The sequence below is a fragment of the Caldicellulosiruptor sp. F32 genome (genome assembly GCF_000404025.1).
In the GTDB taxonomy this organism is placed as follows: Bacteria; Bacillota; Thermoanaerobacteria; order Caldicellulosiruptorales; family Caldicellulosiruptoraceae; genus Caldicellulosiruptor; species Caldicellulosiruptor saccharolyticus.
On sequence record NZ_APGP01000120.1, the window covers coordinates 21,989 to 40,453 of the forward strand.

Below are 18,465 nucleotides of genomic sequence, written 5' to 3' on the forward strand. Positions count from 1 at the left end.
TTGTTGGAAGAAAGATTAATCTCAACTGTCAGTATTGAGGACACAAAGGATTTTTGGAATATCTTTGGTGAGTTTGACTCTAAGGTCAAAACATTAGAAGAGCTTTTAAATGTAAGTATAGTTTTTCGCGACAACGCAATAAAGATTATCGGAAACAATCCAGAAAATATCAAAAGGGCAGAGAAGACAATAAAGATTTTACATGATATGGAAAAGAAAAAAATGGACATTGATGAGCACACAATAAGGTATGTTATTGAGACATTAGAAGATGAAGAAATAAGAAAATTAGAAGATGAGGTTATATTTATCACACACCGAGGAAAACAAGTAAAGCCCAAAACATTAGGGCAAAAAAGATATATTGATGCTATAATGAACAACACAATTGTGTTTGGAATTGGACCTGCAGGAACAGGAAAGACATATTTAGCTATGGCCATGGCTGTTTATTATCTTAAAAAGAAAGAGATAAGCAAGATCATCCTAACAAGACCAGCGGTTGAAGCAGGCGAAAAGTTAGGATTTTTACCAGGCGATTTGCAAACAAAGGTTGACCCTTATTTGCGACCAATTTATGATGCACTGCATGATTTGATTGGTACAGAAGCCTATCAGAGGTATATGGAAAGAGGAATTATAGAGGTTGCTCCGCTTGCATATATGCGCGGTAGAACCTTGGACGATGCTTTTATTATTTTAGATGAGGCCCAAAACACAACCTCTGAGCAGATGAAGATGTTTTTGACACGTCTTGGATTTGGCTCAAAAGCGGTCATAACTGGCGATATAACCCAGATTGACCTGCCAAGCGGTGTTGAATCAGGACTTGTTCAGGTGACAAAGATATTAAGAGACATTGAGGGAATTGAATTTGTGTTTTTGACATATCAAGATGTTGTGAGACATCAACTTGTTCAGAAGATTATAAATGCATACAATAGGTATGAAGAAAAACGAAAGGAGAAACAAAAGGCTTAAGATGTTACAAAACTCCCAGAAATGGCATAGCAGAAGAAAGATTTATCTTTGTCGCATGGTGTCACTTAGCTCTTTTTTTATTGTTTCCATGATATTGATATTAACGTCGAATAGAAAAAGTCAAGATTTTTTGTTTGGCAGAATTTTTACATTTTTAAAAATTAGTACAAATTATCATAATAACGTACAAATAACCAAAGATTTTATAGGAATATTATTACTTCTTCTAATTTTAGTTCTATTTTTGAGTGTGTATTTTTATCTTTTTGAAAGAGAATTTATAAACAGTTGCAATGATATGATAGCAGTAAGTACAGTTTTGATTTTAAACTTACTTTTGGTAAAATTTCTTATTCCAATTCCCGCATTTGCAATCCCAGCCTTTATGGGGATTGTTTTAATTTCTCTCTTGATCGATGTAAGGATTGCAATTGTATTCAACATTGTTGTATCGATTATTACATTGTTAGTTGTAGGAGACAAAAATTTTGATTTTGCTCTTTATCTTTTTATAGGTGGGAGTCTAAGTTCAATTGTTTCGCACAAGATTCAAAGTAGAATTCAGTTTATAAGTCATGGTTTTTTATCAAGCTTAATCTCAGCCCTTTTTGTTTTGGCAATTGAACTTGTCTATCAAACTGATGGGGAAATGATTTTATATAATTCAATAAACTCCTTTGTTGGAACAGCGCTTTCATTTGTGCTCGCGTATGGTACTCTCCCTATATGGGAATATATCTTTGACTATGCAACACCAATTAGACTTATGGAACTTTCAAACCCTAACCATCCATTGTTAAAAAGGTTACTATTAGAAGCTCCTGGTACGTATCATCACAGTTTAATTGTGGGAAATTTGTCAGAAGTTGCTTGTGAAGCTGTTGGTGGAAATTACCTCTTAGCACGAATAGGTGCTTATTACCATGATATTGGAAAATTGAAAAGACCATTTTATTTTAAAGAAAATCAAATTGTAGAGGAAGACCCTCACAACAAAATATCACCAACACTTTCTGCACTTATTATAACATCTCACACAAAAGATGGTGTTGAAATTGGCAAGGAATATAAATTGCCTAAGCAGGTGTTGGATATTATAAGGCAGCACCATGGAACTACAAAGGTGGCTTTTTTCTATGGCAAGGCTTTGACACAAAATCAGCAAGTTAGTGAACAAAAGTTTAGGTATGAAGGTCCTGTCCCCCAGAGCAAAGAAGCAGCAATAGTTATGCTTGCAGACTCTGTTGAGGCGGCGGTAAGAGCACTATCATCGCCAACACCACAGCTGATTGAAAGTACTATAAGAGGGATAATTTATGAAAAACTTATGGACGGCCAGTTAAATTCAAGCAATTTGACATTTAAAGAATTAGAAACTATTTGTGATAGCTTTATTAAGGTGTTGACGGGTGTTTTCCATAAAAGAGTCAGTTATAATTTAGTTGATGACACTACAAATAAAATGGAAGAGGTGGTAAGCAGAAGTGAAAATTATCATTCAAAATCAGCAGGATAAATATCAAATAGATGAGAGCATTTCCAAGATAATAGAAGATTCGGTATTGAATACATTGAAGATTTTTATGGATGACGAAAACTATGAAATTAGTGTAATGATTGTTGATAATCAATTTATAAAAGAGCTAAACAAACACTATAGGAGTATAGACAGAGAAACTGATGTGTTATCATTCCCTATTTTTGAGTTTAAAAATGGAGAGCTTCAGGAAGATATAGCAATTGTAGAAGAGGAAATTCCACTTGGAGATATTGTAATCTCAATTGAAAAGGCTTATGAACAAGCAAAAGAGTTTGGACACTCTGTTGAAAGAGAGATTGCGTATTTGACTGTCCACTCGGTATTGCACTTATTGGGCTTTGACCACATAGAAGAAGATGATAGAAGGCTTATGAGGAAATATGAAGAAATGGTTTTAGAGGGTATGGGGTTGACAAGATGAAAAGAAAAAGAACACTTCTTGAAAGTTTTGACAATGCAATAAATGGGATAATTATTGCGTTCAAGTCACAAAGGAATATGAAGATACATTTTTTAATAGCCTTTTTAGTATTGTTTTTTACGATAGTATTTAAGCTAAACAAAATTGAAACAGTAATAATTTTGATTTGTATTGGATTTGTTATAACTGCAGAACTTATAAACACGGCGATAGAAAATACTATTGACCTTATGGCCAAAGATTTTGAACCCAAAGCAAAGATTGCAAAAGATGTAGCAGCAGGTGCTGTTTTAGTGACTGCTCTTTTAGCCTTGACAATTGGATACTTTCTATTTTATGACAAAATGAAACTACCCTTAGAGATTACCTTAAAGCATATTAGAGGAATTTCTTTTCACGTAGTTTTTTTGTCGCTTATAATTGTGGCAATGGTAATAGTTGTCGTAAAAGCTGTCAACAAGAGGACAAAATTTATGCAAGGCGGAATGCCAAGCGGTCACACAGCTTTAGCCTTTGCAGCAGCAACTGCCATTATTATGCTTACAAATAATCTGATAATTGTTTCTTTGGCAGTTTTTATGGCACTTTTGGTCTTGGAGAGCAGATTGGAAGCAAAGATTCATACAATTTGGGAAACAGTTGTAGGAGCAATAATTGGTGTGCTTGTGACACTTTTAATATTCAAGATTAAATGAGAGAGGGACAACCATGAAAAGGATTTTCTTAAAAAGATTGGTATTTAATATTTGTATAATTGCAAGTGTGATAATTTTGCTTATATCGTTGTTAGCAGGTTGCGGAAAGAAAAAGGTTTGTGCTCACAGCGATTCTGAAATCAATAAAGTGAAGCAGACTGAAAAAGAAGAACATAATAATGTAACAAGTTTTAGTTCAGATAATTACATATGTAAGCTCACAGGTGAGGTTATATATCAAAAGGACGAGCACCAGGTAATTGCGGTGATGATAAACAATGAACCTGGCGCAATCCCTCAATCTTCTTTAAATCAAGCAGAATATCTTTATGAAGCGCTAATAGAAGGTGGAGCAACACGTATAATGGCAATCTACCACCATACATATCCAAAAAAAGTGGGGCCAATCAGAAGTGCAAGACCTTACTTTATGCAGATAGCAAAGTCACTGAATGCATATTATATTCACTGTGGAGGAAGTCCTCAAGCCTATAGGCTCTTTAAACAAGGTTATATCCCTCATATTGACGCAATTTACACAGGTGGAGGAATTTTTTATAGAACATCTGATAGAAAGGCACCACATAATTTGTATTCAACAATGGAAAGTCTAGTAAAGTACTTTGATAAAAAAGGGTACAAAAAACAGCAAGGTTATAAGTTTTATCCTTTAACAGACAGTGTAGTCAATAAGTATACTTCAGGAAACTCAAAAGTTAAAATTCGATTTTCTGGTTGGTATTATGTTAAGTACGAGTATGACCCTGTAAAGAAGGCTTATAAAAGGTTTGTGAAAGAAAAGCCACATATTGACAAGGAAACAGGTGTTGAGCTTTTTGCAAAAAATTTGATAATATTAGTTGCTAAATATGATACAATAAAGAATGACGACAAAGGACGACAAGAAGTAGATTTTTCTAAAGGGAAAGGATACTTACTTCAAGAAGGAAAAACTATTCCAATAACTTATACATTTGATATAAAAAACTCATTTACAATGAAAGATAATGATGGCAAAGAGATTAAGCTTCTGAAGGGTAACACATGGTTTGAAATAGTACCTCAATATGGGAAAATAGAGATTAATTGAGGGGAGAGAGGATTTTTGAAAGTAACCTTTTTAGGTGCTGCTCAAACTGTGACAGGTTCATGTTACTATTTTGAATTCAATGATAAAAAATTTTTAATTGACTGTGGAATGTTTCAAGGTGGGCATGCAGAGGATGAGCTAAATTTTGAGGTATTTCCATTCAATCCATCAGAGATTGACTTTATGATTTTATCTCATGCTCACATTGACCACAGCGGGAGAATTCCTAAACTTTACAAAGATGGGTTTAGAGGGATAATTTATACAACTGATGCAACTGTTGATTTATGTTCCATTATGCTTCCAGACAGTGCGCATATTCAAGAAAGTGATGTAGAGTGGAAGAATAAAAAGAGAAAGAGAGAAGGCAGAGAGGAGCTAAAACCCCTTTACACTATTGACGATGCCTATGCGTGTTTAGAGCTTTTCAGTGGTGTGAAATATGAACAGGTAGTTGAGATAGATAGCAATCTTCGATTTGTATTGAAAGATGCAGGTCATATGCTTGGTTCAGCAATAGTTGAGCTTTATATAACTGAAGATGAAAAAGAGTACAAGTTAGTGTTTTCGGGCGATTTAGGGAATAGAAACGTTCCCATTTTAAAAGACCCATCAACAATAGATGGCTGTGATTATCTTTTTATTGAAAGCACCTACGGTGATCGACTGCATGAAGATGTGGAAAATAAGTCTAAAAGGCTAATAAGAATAATTTGTGATACCATTTCAAATGGTGGTAAGGTTATAATTCCTTCGTTTGCAGTGGGAAGAACTCAAGAGATCTTATATGAGATAGCAAAGGAACTTACTACAGGTTCTGATGAGGCAAAGCTTATTCAAAGTATTGATATATTTGTTGACAGTCCATTGGCTACCTCAGCAAGTAGTGTGTACAAAAAACACATAGACTACTTTGATGAAGAGGCTGCAGAGTTTATAAAAAAGGGAATTTATCCACTTGAACCTAAGAATTTGAAATTTGTCCGTACAGCTGACGAGTCAAAGATGCTAAATAACTATGAAGGAAGCTGTATAATAATCTCATCAAGCGGAATGTGCGAAGCTGGGCGAGTAAAACATCATTTAAAACACAACCTTTGGAAAGAAAACAATACCATCCTATTTGTAGGTTATCAAGCACCAAATACCCTTGGAAGAAAACTTTTAGATGGTCAGAAAAAGGTCAAGATCTTCGGTGAAGAAATTGAAGTCAAAGCGAAGATAGAATATATCGAAGCATATTCAGGACATGCTGACAAAAACGGACTTATCAAGTGGATTGATAGTATGAAAAACAAGCCCCAACAAGTCTTCATTGTACATGGTGAGAAAGAATCACAAGTTGAATTTGCACAGGAGCTTAAAAGAAACTTTGGTTTTGATGTTCATATTCCTGCACGTGGCGAATTTTACGTAATAGGTCCGGAGCAGATTGTGACAAAAGACAGACTATTTTCAGAGTCGCCTTCATTTGTCAATCTCTCTATTTTGGCTCAGATTGAAGATATTGAAGATGATTTAAATAGACTAAAAGAATATATAAAAAGTGCTTCTGTCTCACCAGAGAGATTGAATGCTATAAACAGTAATCTTGAAGAGCTCCGGTATCTTATTAGCTTAGCACTCAATGATTATTGATATTTTCACCTTATGTCTACATTCTTTAATACAAAAAGTTTGTCGGAAAATTTGAAATAGATATTTATAGATGAGGTCTGGTAAGGTAGAGGTAGAAATTTGGCATAGAATTTTACTTTATACCCGAGAGGTCTATCTGTAGGGAAGTTTTCTATTTCATAGTACGGAATAGGGTAGAATTTTTGTTTTGTAGTTGTATCTTCGATGTAGATGTATTCAAATGCTGATTTATCAATATTTTTTCTTGCTAAATCTTCGATAATAAGTGTCAGACCAAAATAGCTTTGGTTGCCCGTAATCTGGGAATAGGTTATAAAATACTTCTCCTTTGTTATTTTTTCAAGGCTTACTTTAAGCACTCCTATTATTGAGAAATATTTAGACTCGCCAAAACTTAATTTTACCATCGAAGGTTCATGGTACACGTATATATGCTGATTTGAACTTCTCATAATGAAAATACTGAGGATAATGTATACAATTAAAATGACACAAAGTATACTCACAAGCTTTGTCTTCATCTCTTTAATATACTTAAACATGTTCATTTATATTATATTTTTTGCGACTTCTTTTTTTGCAAGTGAATGAAATTATTTTTTGTTTGGGGTGAAAAGATGAGATTCTTGGACGCAGGTGAAACACACGGCAGATGCTTAGTAGGAATTGTTGAAGGATTTCCAGCAAATGTAAAGATTAATATTGATAATATCAATAGGCTTTTAGAACTTCGCCAAAGAGGTTATGGTAGAGGCAAGAGAATGGAAATAGAAAAAGACAAAGCTATAATTTTGTCGGGTGTGAGAAACTCATATACAACAGGAGCGCCTATTACAATAATGATTGAGAACAGGGATTATGTAAATTGGCAAAAGTATATGGATCCAATTTTATGCGACACTATAACTAAAAAGGTTACTGTACCACGTCCTGGGCATGCTGATTTGCCAGGCTGTCTTAAATATGGATTTGATGATGCAAGACCTGTGCTGGAGAGGGCAAGTGCGCGTGAGACTGCTATGCGTGTTGCAATAGGGGCTTTGTGTGAAGAGCTTTTGAATGTTTTTGGTATAAAACTCTACAATCACGTTGTTGAAATAGGCGGGGTCAGAATCAAAAAAGAGTATAGTACTGACGATGTAAATTTATTCGAGGAGGCAGAAAACTCTGACCTTTTTTGTATTGACAAAGAAGCTGAAAATGATATGAAGCAGGTAATAGATAGCGCAAAAGAAGCGGGAGATAGTGTTGGTGGTGTTGCTGAGGTAATTTGTAAAAATGTACCTTTTGGTCTTGGAAGTCATGTACACTGGGATAGGAAACTTGACGGACTGCTTGCTCAGGCTGTTATGAGCATCCAGTCTGTTAAAGGCGTTGAAATTGGAATGGGATTTGAAGTATCAAGAAGGTTTGGTAGTGAAGTGCATGATGAGATTTTTTACGATGATCAAAAAGGCTTTTATAGAAAGACAAACAATGCAGGTGGTATTGAAGGTGGAATTTCCAATGGTATGGATATTGTAATAAGGGCTGCTTTCAAGCCAATTCCGACATTGTACAAGCCACTCAGAAGTGTAGATTTACAAGGTTTAAAGAAAAAAGAAGCAGCAGTTGAAAGATCAGATACTTGCGCTGTACCAGCAGGAAGTGTTGTAATGAGGGCTGCTGTAGCTTATGTATTAGCAAATAGCTTGATTGACCGCCTGTCAGGTGATTCTTTAGATATCATGATAGATAATTACAAAAGATTGTACCAGAAGTAAAAGATGGATACATACCCCCTACATTAAAAACTCAAAATAAGGTGTAGGGGGTGTTTTTGTATATGTCCAAGAAAATCAAGTTTTCTGTTCTATTGGTTATAGTAAGTTTAAGGATTTTAAGCTATTATAATGAATGCTATGCAGGTTTGAAATGTGACATTCAAGTCACTGCAAAATCGGCAATAGCAATAGAATGGACCACAGGCAAAATTTTATTTGAGAAAAACAAAGATTTAAAGCTCCCTATGGCAAGTACTACTAAAATAATGACAGCGATACTGGCGATAGAAAATTGTGACCTCAACAAGGAGATTGAAATTCCTGCTCAAGCTATTGGTGTTCCTGGCTCGTCGATTTATTTAGAAAAAGGTGAAAGGCTTAAAATAATTGAGCTTTTATATGGACTTATGCTTGCCTCTGGCAACGACGCTGCGGCTGCTTTGGCAATTAGCGTTTGTGGAGATGTTAAAAAGTTTGTTAATTTAATGAACAAAAAAGCAAAAGAGCTTGGACTTAAGAATACTATGTTTTCCTCCCCACATGGACTTGAAGAAGGAGAACATTACACTACCGCACATGATTTAGCACGTCTTACTGCTTATGCCATGAAAAATCAGACATTTAGAGAGATTGTAAGCACAACTCAAAAGGAAATAAGGTGGACAACAAGGCCATATAGTAGAGTTTTAAAAAATAAAAACAAGATGCTAAAATCTTATCAAGGTGCAGAAGGTGTTAAGACAGGGTTTACTAAAAGAGCTGGCAGGTGCCTTGTCACCTCTGCTTGCCGAGATGATTTTAGGGTTATTTGTGTTGTGCTCAACGCACCTGATATGTGGAATGATACCAAAAAAATTCTTGATTTTGCATATCAAAATTACAAAATTCTCAAAATTGCCAGAGGAGAGATTGGTTATTTGAGAGTAAAAGATTCAAAGGAGAATTGGGTAAAATTGGGGATAACAGAACAAAATATTTTTGTTTTGACAAAGGACCAGTATCCAGGTCTCAATGTTGTGATTTCAAAGAAGGTATCAGCACCAGTTAAAAAGTATACAGAGGTGGGGAAGCTTGAGATAAAATATGACCATCAAACCTACTCAGTTCCTATTGCGACTCTTCAAGAATGTCAGAGAAAAACCTTTTGGGACAAGTTAAAAGAGAGGTTTTTCGGGCAGAAAGCCTCTCAAAAATAAATTTAGCGTGGGCTTTAGCCACGCTAAATTTATTTACTTTTCTATAAACGGCTCAAGCTCTTTTAACAGGTCTTCGCAGTTGTCTGAATGAATCTCTACCTTAATAGGCTTGCTGAGGTCAAGGCTGAATATGCCCATGATTGACTTTGCATCAACTACGTACCTGCCAGATGTTAGGTCAATGTCAAATGGATACTTACTAACAATGTTGACAAAGTTCTTAACTGAATCAATTGTGTTTAGTCTTACTGTTACTGTTTTCATTTTAAATTCCTCCCTTCACAACTAAAATAATACTCACATTTATTATCATACATATTTTTAAGACTTAAATCAATTAACCTCTTACACATTTTCTATACCCTTTTTTCATTAAAAAATAACAATCCATTTTGATTTTCATAAAAAAGGCTGAAAAGCAATTATGACTCTTTATTTATTGTAAGCTAAATATTATAATATAACTTAAACATGGAGGTGAATGTTATACGTTGAAAATTGCTTTTTATACACTTGGGTGCAAGGTAAATCAGTACGAAACACAGGCTATTGCTGAAACCTTTGAAAGATTGGGTTATGAGATAGTAGACTTTGACCAAGAAGCAGATATATACGTTATAAACACGTGCACAGTTACAAATGTAAGTGACAGAAAGTCAAGACAGGCAATAAAACGAGCTAAAAAGACATCACCAGATAGTATAGTTGTTGTAATGGGGTGCTATCCGCAGGTTTACCCGCAAGAGGTTCAAAAGATTGAGGGAGTTGATATAATTGTTGGTACAAGGGATAGAGAAAAGATTGTAGAGTATGTAACCGAATATTTAAAACAGAAAAAGAAGATTTTAGCTGTTAATAATGAATATAAAAGGGATACTTTTGAAGAGTTAAAAATTTCAAGCTTTAATGAGAGGACGAGGGCTTTTATAAAAATAGAAGAAGGTTGCGAACAGTTTTGTTCTTACTGTATAATTCCATATGCAAGAGGTTCTGTTGTGAGCAGAAGCTTAAGTTCCATTTTAGACGAGGTACAAAGACTTGCTTCAAATGGGTACAAAGAGTTTGTAATTACAGGTATTAATATCTCAGCATATGGCAAAGATTTGGATTATAAGGTTACACTTCTTGATGTAATAGAAGAAATTAGCAAGATTGAAAAGGTAAGACGAATTAGGTTGAGTTCTCTTGAGCCAATTGTTATGAAAGAAGATTTTATAAAAAGATTAGTAAAGATAGAGAAGTTATGTCATCACTTGCATCTGTCACTTCAAAGTGGAAGTGACAAGATTTTGAAACTTATGAATAGGCACTATACAACTGATGAGTACAGACAAATTGTAGAAATGGTAAGAGGTTATTGGGATGATGTTGCTTTTACAACAGATATTATCGTGGGTTTTCCAGGGGAGAGTGATGAGGATTTTGAAAGGACTGTAGAGTTTGTAAAGGAGATAGGATTTTCAAGAATCCATGTTTTTAGGTTTTCACCAAAAAAAGGTACAAATGCATATAATATGCCAAATCAAGTAAGTAGCGCAGAGAAAGAAAAGAGAAGCGAGATTTTAAAAAGTGTAGCAAGAAAACTTTCATTTGGTTTTCACAAAAAGTTTGAAGGGAAAATAGTGGATGTTTTAATAGAAGAAAACTCAAGCTTAGAAGGATATTTTGAAGGGTACTCGGGAAATTACATTCGTACACTTGTTCCAAAGACAGAGTCAATTAGAGTTGGTGAAATTTACAAGGTCAAGGTGAAGGAAGCTTTTGAGCAGTATGTTATTGGTGATATAATATTTTAAAAAAGGTGGTGTTTGTTTTGAACATTGACATCTCAAACTTAAAAGTTCAGTGTATGGGTGAAATAGCAAATGTTAAAAATTTAAAAGAACTTGAAGAGTTTCAAATAAAGTATTTAGGGAAAAAGGGTATTGTTAAAAATATGCTAAAAGAACTCTCCACCCTCCCTTCGGACAAGAGAGCACAAGCTGGAAGACAGTTGAATGAACTGAGAGACTTTATTGAATCCCAGATAAATGAGTTGCGCAAAAAATTTGAGGAAGAGGAAAAACAAAAAAGAATACAAAAAGAGAGAATTGATGTTACAATACCAGGAAAAAGAGTAGAAGTAGGGGCAATTCATATCCTGTCGCAGGTACAAAAAGAGATTAGTGAGATATTTTTAAGCATGGGCTATGAGATTGCTGAGGGACCTGAGGTAGAGCTTGATTATTACAACTTTGAAGCTTTGAATATTCCTGCTGACCATCCAGCGCGTGACACTCAGGATACTTTTTATATCTCAGATGATGTTTTGCTAAGAACACATACATCACCAGTTCAGATTCGAGTTATGAAGAGCAAAAAGCCCCCAATTAAAATAATTTCACCTGGAAGGGTTTACAGATCTGATGAGGTTGATGCAACACATTCGCCTATTTTTCACCAGATAGAAGGACTTTTTGTGGACAAAGGGGTTACAATGGCTGATTTGAAAGGAACGCTTGAGGTTTTTGCAAAGAGGTTTTTTGGTGAGGAAACAAGAGTGAGATTCAGACCTCACCATTTTCCGTTTACTGAACCATCTGCTGAGGTTGATATCTCATGTATATTTTGTGGGGGAAAAGGATGTAAAACTTGCAAAGGAGAAGGGTGGATTGAAATCTTAGGTGCAGGAATGGTACACAGAAAGGTTTTGGCAAATTGCGGCATTGATCCAGATGAATACACAGGGTTTGCATTTGGTATGGGTGTTGAAAGGATAGCACTGTTAAAATATGAAATTGAGGACATTAGACTTTTTTATGAAAATGACCTGAGATTTTTGAAACAATTTAGATAAAATTAAATTTAACTTACAGAAGGAGTGAAGAGTTTTGAAAGTATCTCTTGAGTGGCTAAAAAGCCTTGTAGAGATAGACTGTTCTGTTGATGAACTTGTTGAAAAGCTCACAATGAGTGGAACGAAAGTTGAAGGGTATGAGAAAAGACTTGATTCTGTCAGGAATGTAGTTGTTGGCAAGATATTGGATGTATTTTTGCATCCAGAGAATCCCAATTTGTTTGTTTGCAAGGTTGATGTAAAAGAATGTGTATTGACAATAATCACAGCTGCTAAAAATATTTATAAAGGTGCTTTTGTACCTGTTGCAAAACCTGGTGCAAGTCTGGCAAACGGCAAGGTGATTGACAAATTAGAATTCAAAGGTGTTGTATCAGAAGGCATGCTTTGTTCCTTAGATGAACTTGGACTGACAAGCGCTGAGTTTCCTTATGCTGATGAGAATGGGATTTTCATTCTTGAGGGTATAGATGATGACAAACTTGGAATTGATATAAAAGAGGCTTTAAAGATAGACGATATAATTGTAGACTTTGAGATAACATCTAATAGGCCAGACTGTTTGAGTGTTGTTGGTTTAGCAAGAGAGATTGCAGCTGTTTTGAAGAAAAAATTAAAATTTCCGAACTTAAGCTATATAGAAGTTGATGACAAAATAGAGAATTATCTTGATAAAATTGAGATTCAAGATGGGAATATTTGTAAAAGATATATTGGCAAGGTAATAAAAAATGTAAAAATTGGACCATCACCTGAATGGCTTAGAAAAAGACTTATAGCCTGTGGTGTTCGTCCAATAAATAATATTGTAGATGTTACAAACTACGTAATGCTTGAAATAGGCCAGCCTCTTCATGCATTTGATTTGAGCAAAATTCATGGCAGAAATATCTTTGTGAGACTTGCAAATGATGGTGAAGAGATTATTACTCTTGATGGTGTAAAAAGAACTTTGAGGTCTGTAGATATAGTAATTGCGGATGAAGATAGGGCAATTGCAGTAGCTGGTGTGATGGGTGGCTTGGAAACAGAGGTTGACGAAAATACTAAAACGGTGCTTCTTGAGTCAGCTACATTCAACCCTGCAATGGTGCGAAGAACTTCAAGGTATTTAGGTCTTAGAACAGAAGCATCAAACAGGTTTGAAAAAGGTCTTAGCCCTTACTTTGCGGAGGTTGCAATACAACGAGCATGTGCACTTATTGAAGAAATAGGTGCTGGTGAGGTTGTAAAAGGCACAATAGACACTTATTTAGTTCCTCAGCAGCAGGTCACAGTTAAAGCCGATTTTTCGTATATAGAAAAGTTACTTGGAGTAAGTGTACCACATGATAATGTAATTGAAATCTTAGAAAGGCTTGAAATTTTGTATGACAGCCAAAAAAACGTTTTTATTGTTCCACCATTTAGGGTTGATATTGCTGATATGGCAGATATATCTGAAGAGGTAATAAGAATCTACGGTTATGATAAAATACCCTCAAGAGTTTATATGGGAAATGCAATCTCCTCAGGACTTACTCAAAAACAAAAGATGGTAAATGAAATCAAAAGTTTTCTTGCAAATAGTGGTTACTATGAGATTTATTCGTATTCTTTTGAATCACCGAAAGTTTATGAGATTTTAAAAGGGTACAATTTAGATGATGCTGTTAAAATTTTAAATCCGCTTGGAGAAGATTTTTCAATTATGAGAATGCAACTTTTAAGTTCAATCCTCAAAGCTATCAATCTTAATCTTTCACGAAATATCAAAGATATTAAGATATTTGAACTTGCGCCTGTGTTCAAAAAATCAAACGAGAAGTTACCGGATGAAAAGCTTGTATTGGCATTAGGAAATGTTGGGCAGGATTTCTACTTTGTAAAAGGAATTTTAGAAAACCTTTTTGATATGCTGAGAATTGAAGATGTAGAATTTTCTTCTGACCATACTAATTTAAATCTGCATCCAACGAGGTCTGCTAAAATTACATCAAAAGATAAAATAATAGGGTATATTGGTGAGGTCCATCCAGATGTTTTAAGTGGTTTTGACATTCAAGGAAGAGCAATATATGCTGAAGTTTACATTGACAAGCTTTTAGAGCTTGAGAAAAAGGAAAAGAAATATGCACCACTCCTCAGGTACCCAGCTATTGAAAGAGACTATGCATTTTTGGTACCTGACGAGATTGAAAGCAGAGTAATTGAAGATGTATTTAAAAAATATGCGTCAGAGATTTTAGAAGAGTTTTATTTATTTGATGTTTACAAGGGACAGCAGATAAAAGAAGGATTTAAAAGCTATGCATACAAAGCAGTTTTCAGGTCAAAAGAAAAGACATTGTCAGACGGCGACATCTTGCCACTGCAAGAAAAGATATTAGGTGAGCTAAAAAATCACAATATTGGTCTTAGGGAGTAGTAGAGGAAAATGGAGTGGTTGAAAGAGTTAAATGAAGAACAATTAGAGGCGGTTCTTTCAACGGAAGGACCGCTTTTAGTATTGGCCGGAGCTGGTTCTGGCAAAACAAGAGTAATCACATACAGAATTGCATATATATTGAATATGGGATTGGCAAAACCAAGCAATATATTGGCTATAACATTTACTAATAAAGCAGCGGATGAGATGAAAGAACGCATAAAAAAGCTTGTAAGTGTGGAGTCTTTTTCGGAGATGTGGGTTTCTACCTTTCACTCTGCATGTGCTAAGATACTTAGAATGGAAGCACATAATATAGGATTTTCTAATAACTTTGTCATATTTGACATGCTAGATAGAAACCAGCTTTTAAAAGAGTGTTTTACAAGGTTGAATATTGATGAAGAGAGACTTGAACTCAGGTATGTTTCAAAACTAATTAGCAATTTCAAGAATATGCTAATAGGTCCATCTGATGTTTATAAAGAAGGAGATGTGGACCCACATGTTGTTGAGGTTTACAGGCTTTATAATAAACTCTTAAAAGAGTACAATGCTTTTGACTTTGACGACCTTTTGTACTATACTATAATGCTCTTTAAAACAAACCCAGACATATTAGAAAAGTATCAGCATAAGTTTAAATATATTTTAGTGGATGAATATCAAGATACAAACCATGCACAGTTTTATTTGATTTATCTACTTTCACAAAAACACAGAAATATCTGTGTTGTAGGCGATGATGATCAGAGTATTTACAGCTTCAGGGGCGCAGATGTAAGGAACATATTAGAATTTGAAAATGTTTTTCCAGATACAAAGGTGATAAAGCTTGAAAAAAATTATCGATCTACAAAGATAATCTTGTCCGCTGCAAATGAGGTTATAAAGAACAACAAATACAGAAAGTCAAAAAGGCTTTGGACAGATAATAACGAAGGCGAAAAGATTTATCTTTATTCAGCAGTTGATGAGGTTGACGAGGCAAATTTTGTCTCAATGTCAATAAAGAATCTTATACAAAGTGGAATTAAGCCTTCTGAAATAGGAATCCTATATAGGACAAATGCTCAGTCGCTAAACTTTGAAAATTCTCTTTCTTCTCATTCAGTCCCTTATAAAGTGGTAGGAAGTTTGCGATTTTACGAAAGAAAAGAGATAAAGGATATTATTGCATATTTAAGACTCATAACTAATCCTGATGACAACTTAAGTTTGTTTAGAGTTATAAATGTACCAAAAAGGGGAATTGGGCCAAGCACAGTAGAAAAGATAAAGGTTTTGAGTGATGAGTATGGAATTTCTGCTTATAGGTTGTTAAAAGAAAGAGGGAATTTTGAGTTTGACAGAAGAACGTATGCAAAATTATATGACTTTATTTTACTATTAGAGAGCATGAGATTTGAAGCTGAGTCAAAATCAGTGGTTGAGGTAATCAAGCTTGTGCTTGATAAGACAAAGTATATGGAGAGCTTGCTTTCAAGTAAAAATGAGGAAGATTTCCAAAGAGCAAAGAATATAGAACAACTAATCAGTGCAGCAGCTATGTTTGATGAAGAAAACGAAGATAAAAGCTTACAAAACTTTTTAAACTCAATTACCCTGAGCTTTGAAGAAGATGACAGTCAAAAAGAAGATAAAGTCATGTTAATGACAGTCCATGCTGCAAAAGGTTTAGAATTTGAGGTGGTATTTTTGACTGGTCTTGAAGAAGGGTTATTTCCTCTTATGAGGTCAGAAAATGAAATTGAGTTGCAAAATGAACTTGAAGAAGAAAGAAGGCTTTGTTATGTGGCAATTACAAGAGCAAGGAGATTATTGGTTCTAACATATGCAAACAACAGAAGAGTTTTTGGGCGATTTTCATCAAGGCAAAGATCATGTTTTATTGACGAGATTCCAACAAAATATATCCAGCAGATATATACACCACTTATGATTATAAAATCTTCTGGTACACAAATCAGTGGTAATACAGAAAGTAGTACCAAAAAGGCTTTGGCTGTTGGTGATATAATACAGCACAAGAAATTTGGTATTGGGAAAGTATTATCTGTTTCAGAGGATATGAATGAGGTGTTGATAGACTTTGAGAAGTTTGGACAGAAAAGGTTGCTTTTATCATATGCAAATCTCATAAAGATTGGTTGATGGGAAGATGAAACAGGTCATATACGAAATAGTTACAAACAAGGCTCTACAAGTTGGTTTTGTTAGCTGGTTTATAGCCCAGTGTTTAAAGATAATAATAACCTTCTTTGTGTCCCACCAAATAGACTTTAGAAAATTCATAAGTTCAGGTGGAATGCCAAGTTCTCATTCAGCATTTGCTTGCGGGCTTTCAACTGCGGTGGGGTTTATAGATGGTTTTAGCTCAACAAGTTTTGCTATTTCATTGACATTTACATTGATTGTGATGTATGATGCAGCTGGCGTGAGAAGAGAGGCTGGCAAACAAGCACAGACATTAAATGAGCTCATAGAAATGTATTTTTCACCACATTACAAGCCCCAGCACAAATTAAAAGAACTTATAGGGCACAAACCTACAGAGGTGTTTGTTGGAGCACTTCTTGGCATTTTAATAGCAACTATAATGATTTGAAGCTAAAAAGAGGCTATGGTATAATATTATTCAGAAAACTAAATAAGAAATGTCTGCAATATGGGATAGGGTGATGCAGTATCCTAGTCAGAGTGGCTGCTTTCGAAGGCGGGCCTAAAAATCCGCCAAAGGGCACACCGATGAAGTTCCTGGTTTTGGCTTCTGACGCCCAGTCAGGGGTTGAAGCTGGGAGTAAGGGATAAGGGAGTCCTGCAATGGCATGCAGGATGGAACCCTTTTCCCGTGGAGGCTAACGCACAAAAGGAAGGTTAAATTCTTTTTGTGCGTTAGTAAAACCTACCGCCAGGTACATCTATAATTAAGTAGATGTGCTTGGGGTAGTGTAGCCTGCCTTGAGCGAGATAGACGGATGGCCGAATTTATGGCTCCTTTAAAAATAGGGCCCGTTTTTAGAGGAGTCTTGAGGCCTGAAATCTATTTCGCAAAAGAGGCTAGAAAGCATGCCCTCTGTCGAGGAAAGCTCCTAGGCTGTGCCGACTTTCGGCTTTACGAAGGGGATTAAAGTGCGGACTTAGTGGCGATCTGGTTGTGTGTTGGGCAACCGCACACCCAAACTTTTAAAGGGAAACCGCCTCCTGGCGACGGGGGGTAAGTTTGGGGGAAATCCTACCAGACCTCAAGCCGCAAAATTTACCCTTCGTAAAATCACCCTATCCCATAAATTTGTATACTTTCAATGTAAGATAAAAAAGTTTTTTATATATTGGGGAGGAAAAATGGGGAGTAAGAAGACACAAACCAAAAAGTCAGAGTATTTTAAATGGGTAGTGTTTTTATTTGTATTGTCCTTTTTGTTGTCAGCTTCTCTAAATTACATCTCGAGTATTGTGTCTGAAAAATTACCAATTACTATATCATTTGTATTATTGCTTGTAATAATTCTTTTGGGAATTTTATTTGATATAATAGGTATAGCAGCTACTGCTGCTGATGAAGTTCCTTTTCATGCCATGGCTGCAAAAAAAGTTAAAGGAGCAAAAAACAGTATTTGGCTCATTAAAAATGCAAGTAAAGTTTCTTCAATTTGCAATGATGTAATAGGAGACATCTGTGGGATATTGAGCGGTTCGCTCTCAGCAAGTATTGTTTTCTATATTTCAAAGAATAGTAACGCTGATATTGTGTTTCTTTCACTGATTTTAACAGCAACTGTTGCTGCTCTTACAATTTCAGGCAAGGCGATTGGCAAGTATTTTGCAATCAAAAAAAGTTATGATATAGTGAAAATAAGTGGAAAAATTTTCAGCATATTTATAAAGACATAGAAGT

Annotated in this window: 16 protein-coding genes; 14 read left to right on the plus strand and 2 right to left on the minus strand. The window is 35.1% G+C overall.

All coding sequences use genetic code 11. The features are described 5' to 3' along the window. Positions 1 to 3 precede the first annotated feature (3 nt). The 6 genes from H964_RS11135 to H964_RS11160 are packed head-to-tail and all read left to right on the plus strand — an operon-like array spanning position 4 to position 6,365. Positions 4 to 981, plus strand: a complete 978-nt coding sequence (locus tag H964_RS11135) for a PhoH family protein (protein ID WP_011917356.1) — start codon at positions 4 to 6, stop codon at positions 979 to 981. A 55-nt stretch (positions 982 to 1,036) separates the two neighbouring features. Beyond that, a complete protein-coding gene (locus H964_RS11140) occupies positions 1,037 to 2,497 on the plus strand; it encodes an HD family phosphohydrolase (RefSeq protein ID WP_237738288.1) in 1,461 nt (486 codons plus the stop codon). Further along, positions 2,466 to 2,942 (plus strand): rRNA maturation RNase YbeY, encoded by a 477-nt coding sequence (ybeY, locus tag H964_RS11145; protein WP_039767682.1) that lies wholly within the window; start codon positions 2,466 to 2,468, stop codon positions 2,940 to 2,942. Before H964_RS11140 ends, ybeY begins: the two co-directional genes overlap by 32 nt. Then, positions 2,939 to 3,637, plus strand: a complete 699-nt coding sequence (locus tag H964_RS11150; RefSeq protein WP_039767684.1) for a diacylglycerol kinase — start codon at positions 2,939 to 2,941, stop codon at positions 3,635 to 3,637. Before ybeY ends, H964_RS11150 begins: the two co-directional genes overlap by 4 nt. Positions 3,638 to 3,650: 13 nt before the next feature. Further along, positions 3,651 to 4,727 (plus strand): DUF3048 domain-containing protein, encoded by a 1,077-nt coding sequence (locus H964_RS11155; protein ID WP_039767686.1) that lies wholly within the window; start codon positions 3,651 to 3,653, stop codon positions 4,725 to 4,727. 15 nt (positions 4,728 to 4,742) lie between these two features. Next, positions 4,743 to 6,365, plus strand: coding sequence for an MBL fold metallo-hydrolase RNA specificity domain-containing protein (locus tag H964_RS11160; protein ID WP_039767688.1), 1,623 nt, complete (start codon positions 4,743 to 4,745; stop codon positions 6,363 to 6,365). Positions 6,366 to 6,370: 5 nt separating this feature from the next. Here H964_RS11160 and H964_RS11165 read toward each other — a convergent pair whose 3' ends face one another. Continuing rightward, positions 6,371 to 6,913, minus strand: a complete 543-nt coding sequence (locus H964_RS11165) for a hypothetical protein (RefSeq protein WP_237738282.1) — start codon at positions 6,911 to 6,913, stop codon at positions 6,371 to 6,373. A 69-nt stretch (positions 6,914 to 6,982) separates the two neighbouring features. Between H964_RS11165 and aroC the strand changes: the two genes are divergently transcribed. Continuing rightward, positions 6,983 to 8,128, plus strand: coding sequence for a chorismate synthase (gene aroC, locus H964_RS11170; protein ID WP_039767778.1), 1,146 nt, complete (start codon positions 6,983 to 6,985; stop codon positions 8,126 to 8,128). Between the two features lie 62 nt (positions 8,129 to 8,190). Continuing rightward, entirely contained in the window at positions 8,191 to 9,324 is a 1,134-nt protein-coding gene (locus tag H964_RS11175; protein WP_039767690.1) for a D-alanyl-D-alanine carboxypeptidase family protein, read from the plus strand. Positions 9,325 to 9,357: 33 nt separating this feature from the next. Here the strand turns inward: H964_RS11175 and H964_RS11180 are convergent, their stop codons facing one another. Beyond that, a complete protein-coding gene (locus tag H964_RS11180; RefSeq protein WP_011917365.1) occupies positions 9,358 to 9,588 on the minus strand; it encodes an HPr family phosphocarrier protein in 231 nt (76 codons plus the stop codon). Between the two features lie 227 nt (positions 9,589 to 9,815). On the opposite strand from H964_RS11180, the gene mtaB reads away from it, so the two are divergent. The 6 genes from mtaB to H964_RS11210 all read left to right on the plus strand — a co-directional run bounded on the left by mtaB (position 9,816) and on the right by H964_RS11210 (position 18,461). Beyond that, positions 9,816 to 11,120 (plus strand): tRNA (N(6)-L-threonylcarbamoyladenosine(37)-C(2))-methylthiotransferase MtaB, encoded by a 1,305-nt coding sequence (gene mtaB, locus H964_RS11185; RefSeq protein WP_039767692.1) that lies wholly within the window; start codon positions 9,816 to 9,818, stop codon positions 11,118 to 11,120. 17 nt (positions 11,121 to 11,137) lie between these two features. Then, on the plus strand, positions 11,138 to 12,160 hold the full coding sequence (gene pheS / locus H964_RS11190; RefSeq protein WP_039767694.1) for a phenylalanine--tRNA ligase subunit alpha: 1,023 nt from the start codon (positions 11,138 to 11,140) through the stop codon (positions 12,158 to 12,160). Between the two features lie 34 nt (positions 12,161 to 12,194). After that, entirely contained in the window at positions 12,195 to 14,567 is a 2,373-nt protein-coding gene (gene pheT / locus H964_RS11195; RefSeq protein ID WP_039767697.1) for a phenylalanine--tRNA ligase subunit beta, read from the plus strand. Between the two features lie 9 nt (positions 14,568 to 14,576). Next, positions 14,577 to 16,721 carry an ATP-dependent helicase gene (locus H964_RS11200; RefSeq protein ID WP_039767698.1) on the plus strand — a complete coding sequence of 715 codons (2,145 nt, stop codon included), beginning with the start codon at positions 14,577 to 14,579 and terminating at the stop codon, positions 16,719 to 16,721. A 7-nt stretch (positions 16,722 to 16,728) separates the two neighbouring features. Continuing rightward, positions 16,729 to 17,175 carry a divergent PAP2 family protein gene (locus H964_RS11205; protein WP_039767780.1) on the plus strand — a complete coding sequence of 149 codons (447 nt, stop codon included), beginning with the start codon at positions 16,729 to 16,731 and terminating at the stop codon, positions 17,173 to 17,175. Between the two features lie 737 nt (positions 17,176 to 17,912). After that, the gene (locus tag H964_RS11210; protein ID WP_039767699.1) at positions 17,913 to 18,461 is read left to right on the plus strand and encodes a hypothetical protein; all 549 of its coding nucleotides are present in this window, start codon (positions 17,913 to 17,915) and stop codon (positions 18,459 to 18,461) included. Positions 18,462 to 18,465: the final 4 nt, after the last annotated feature.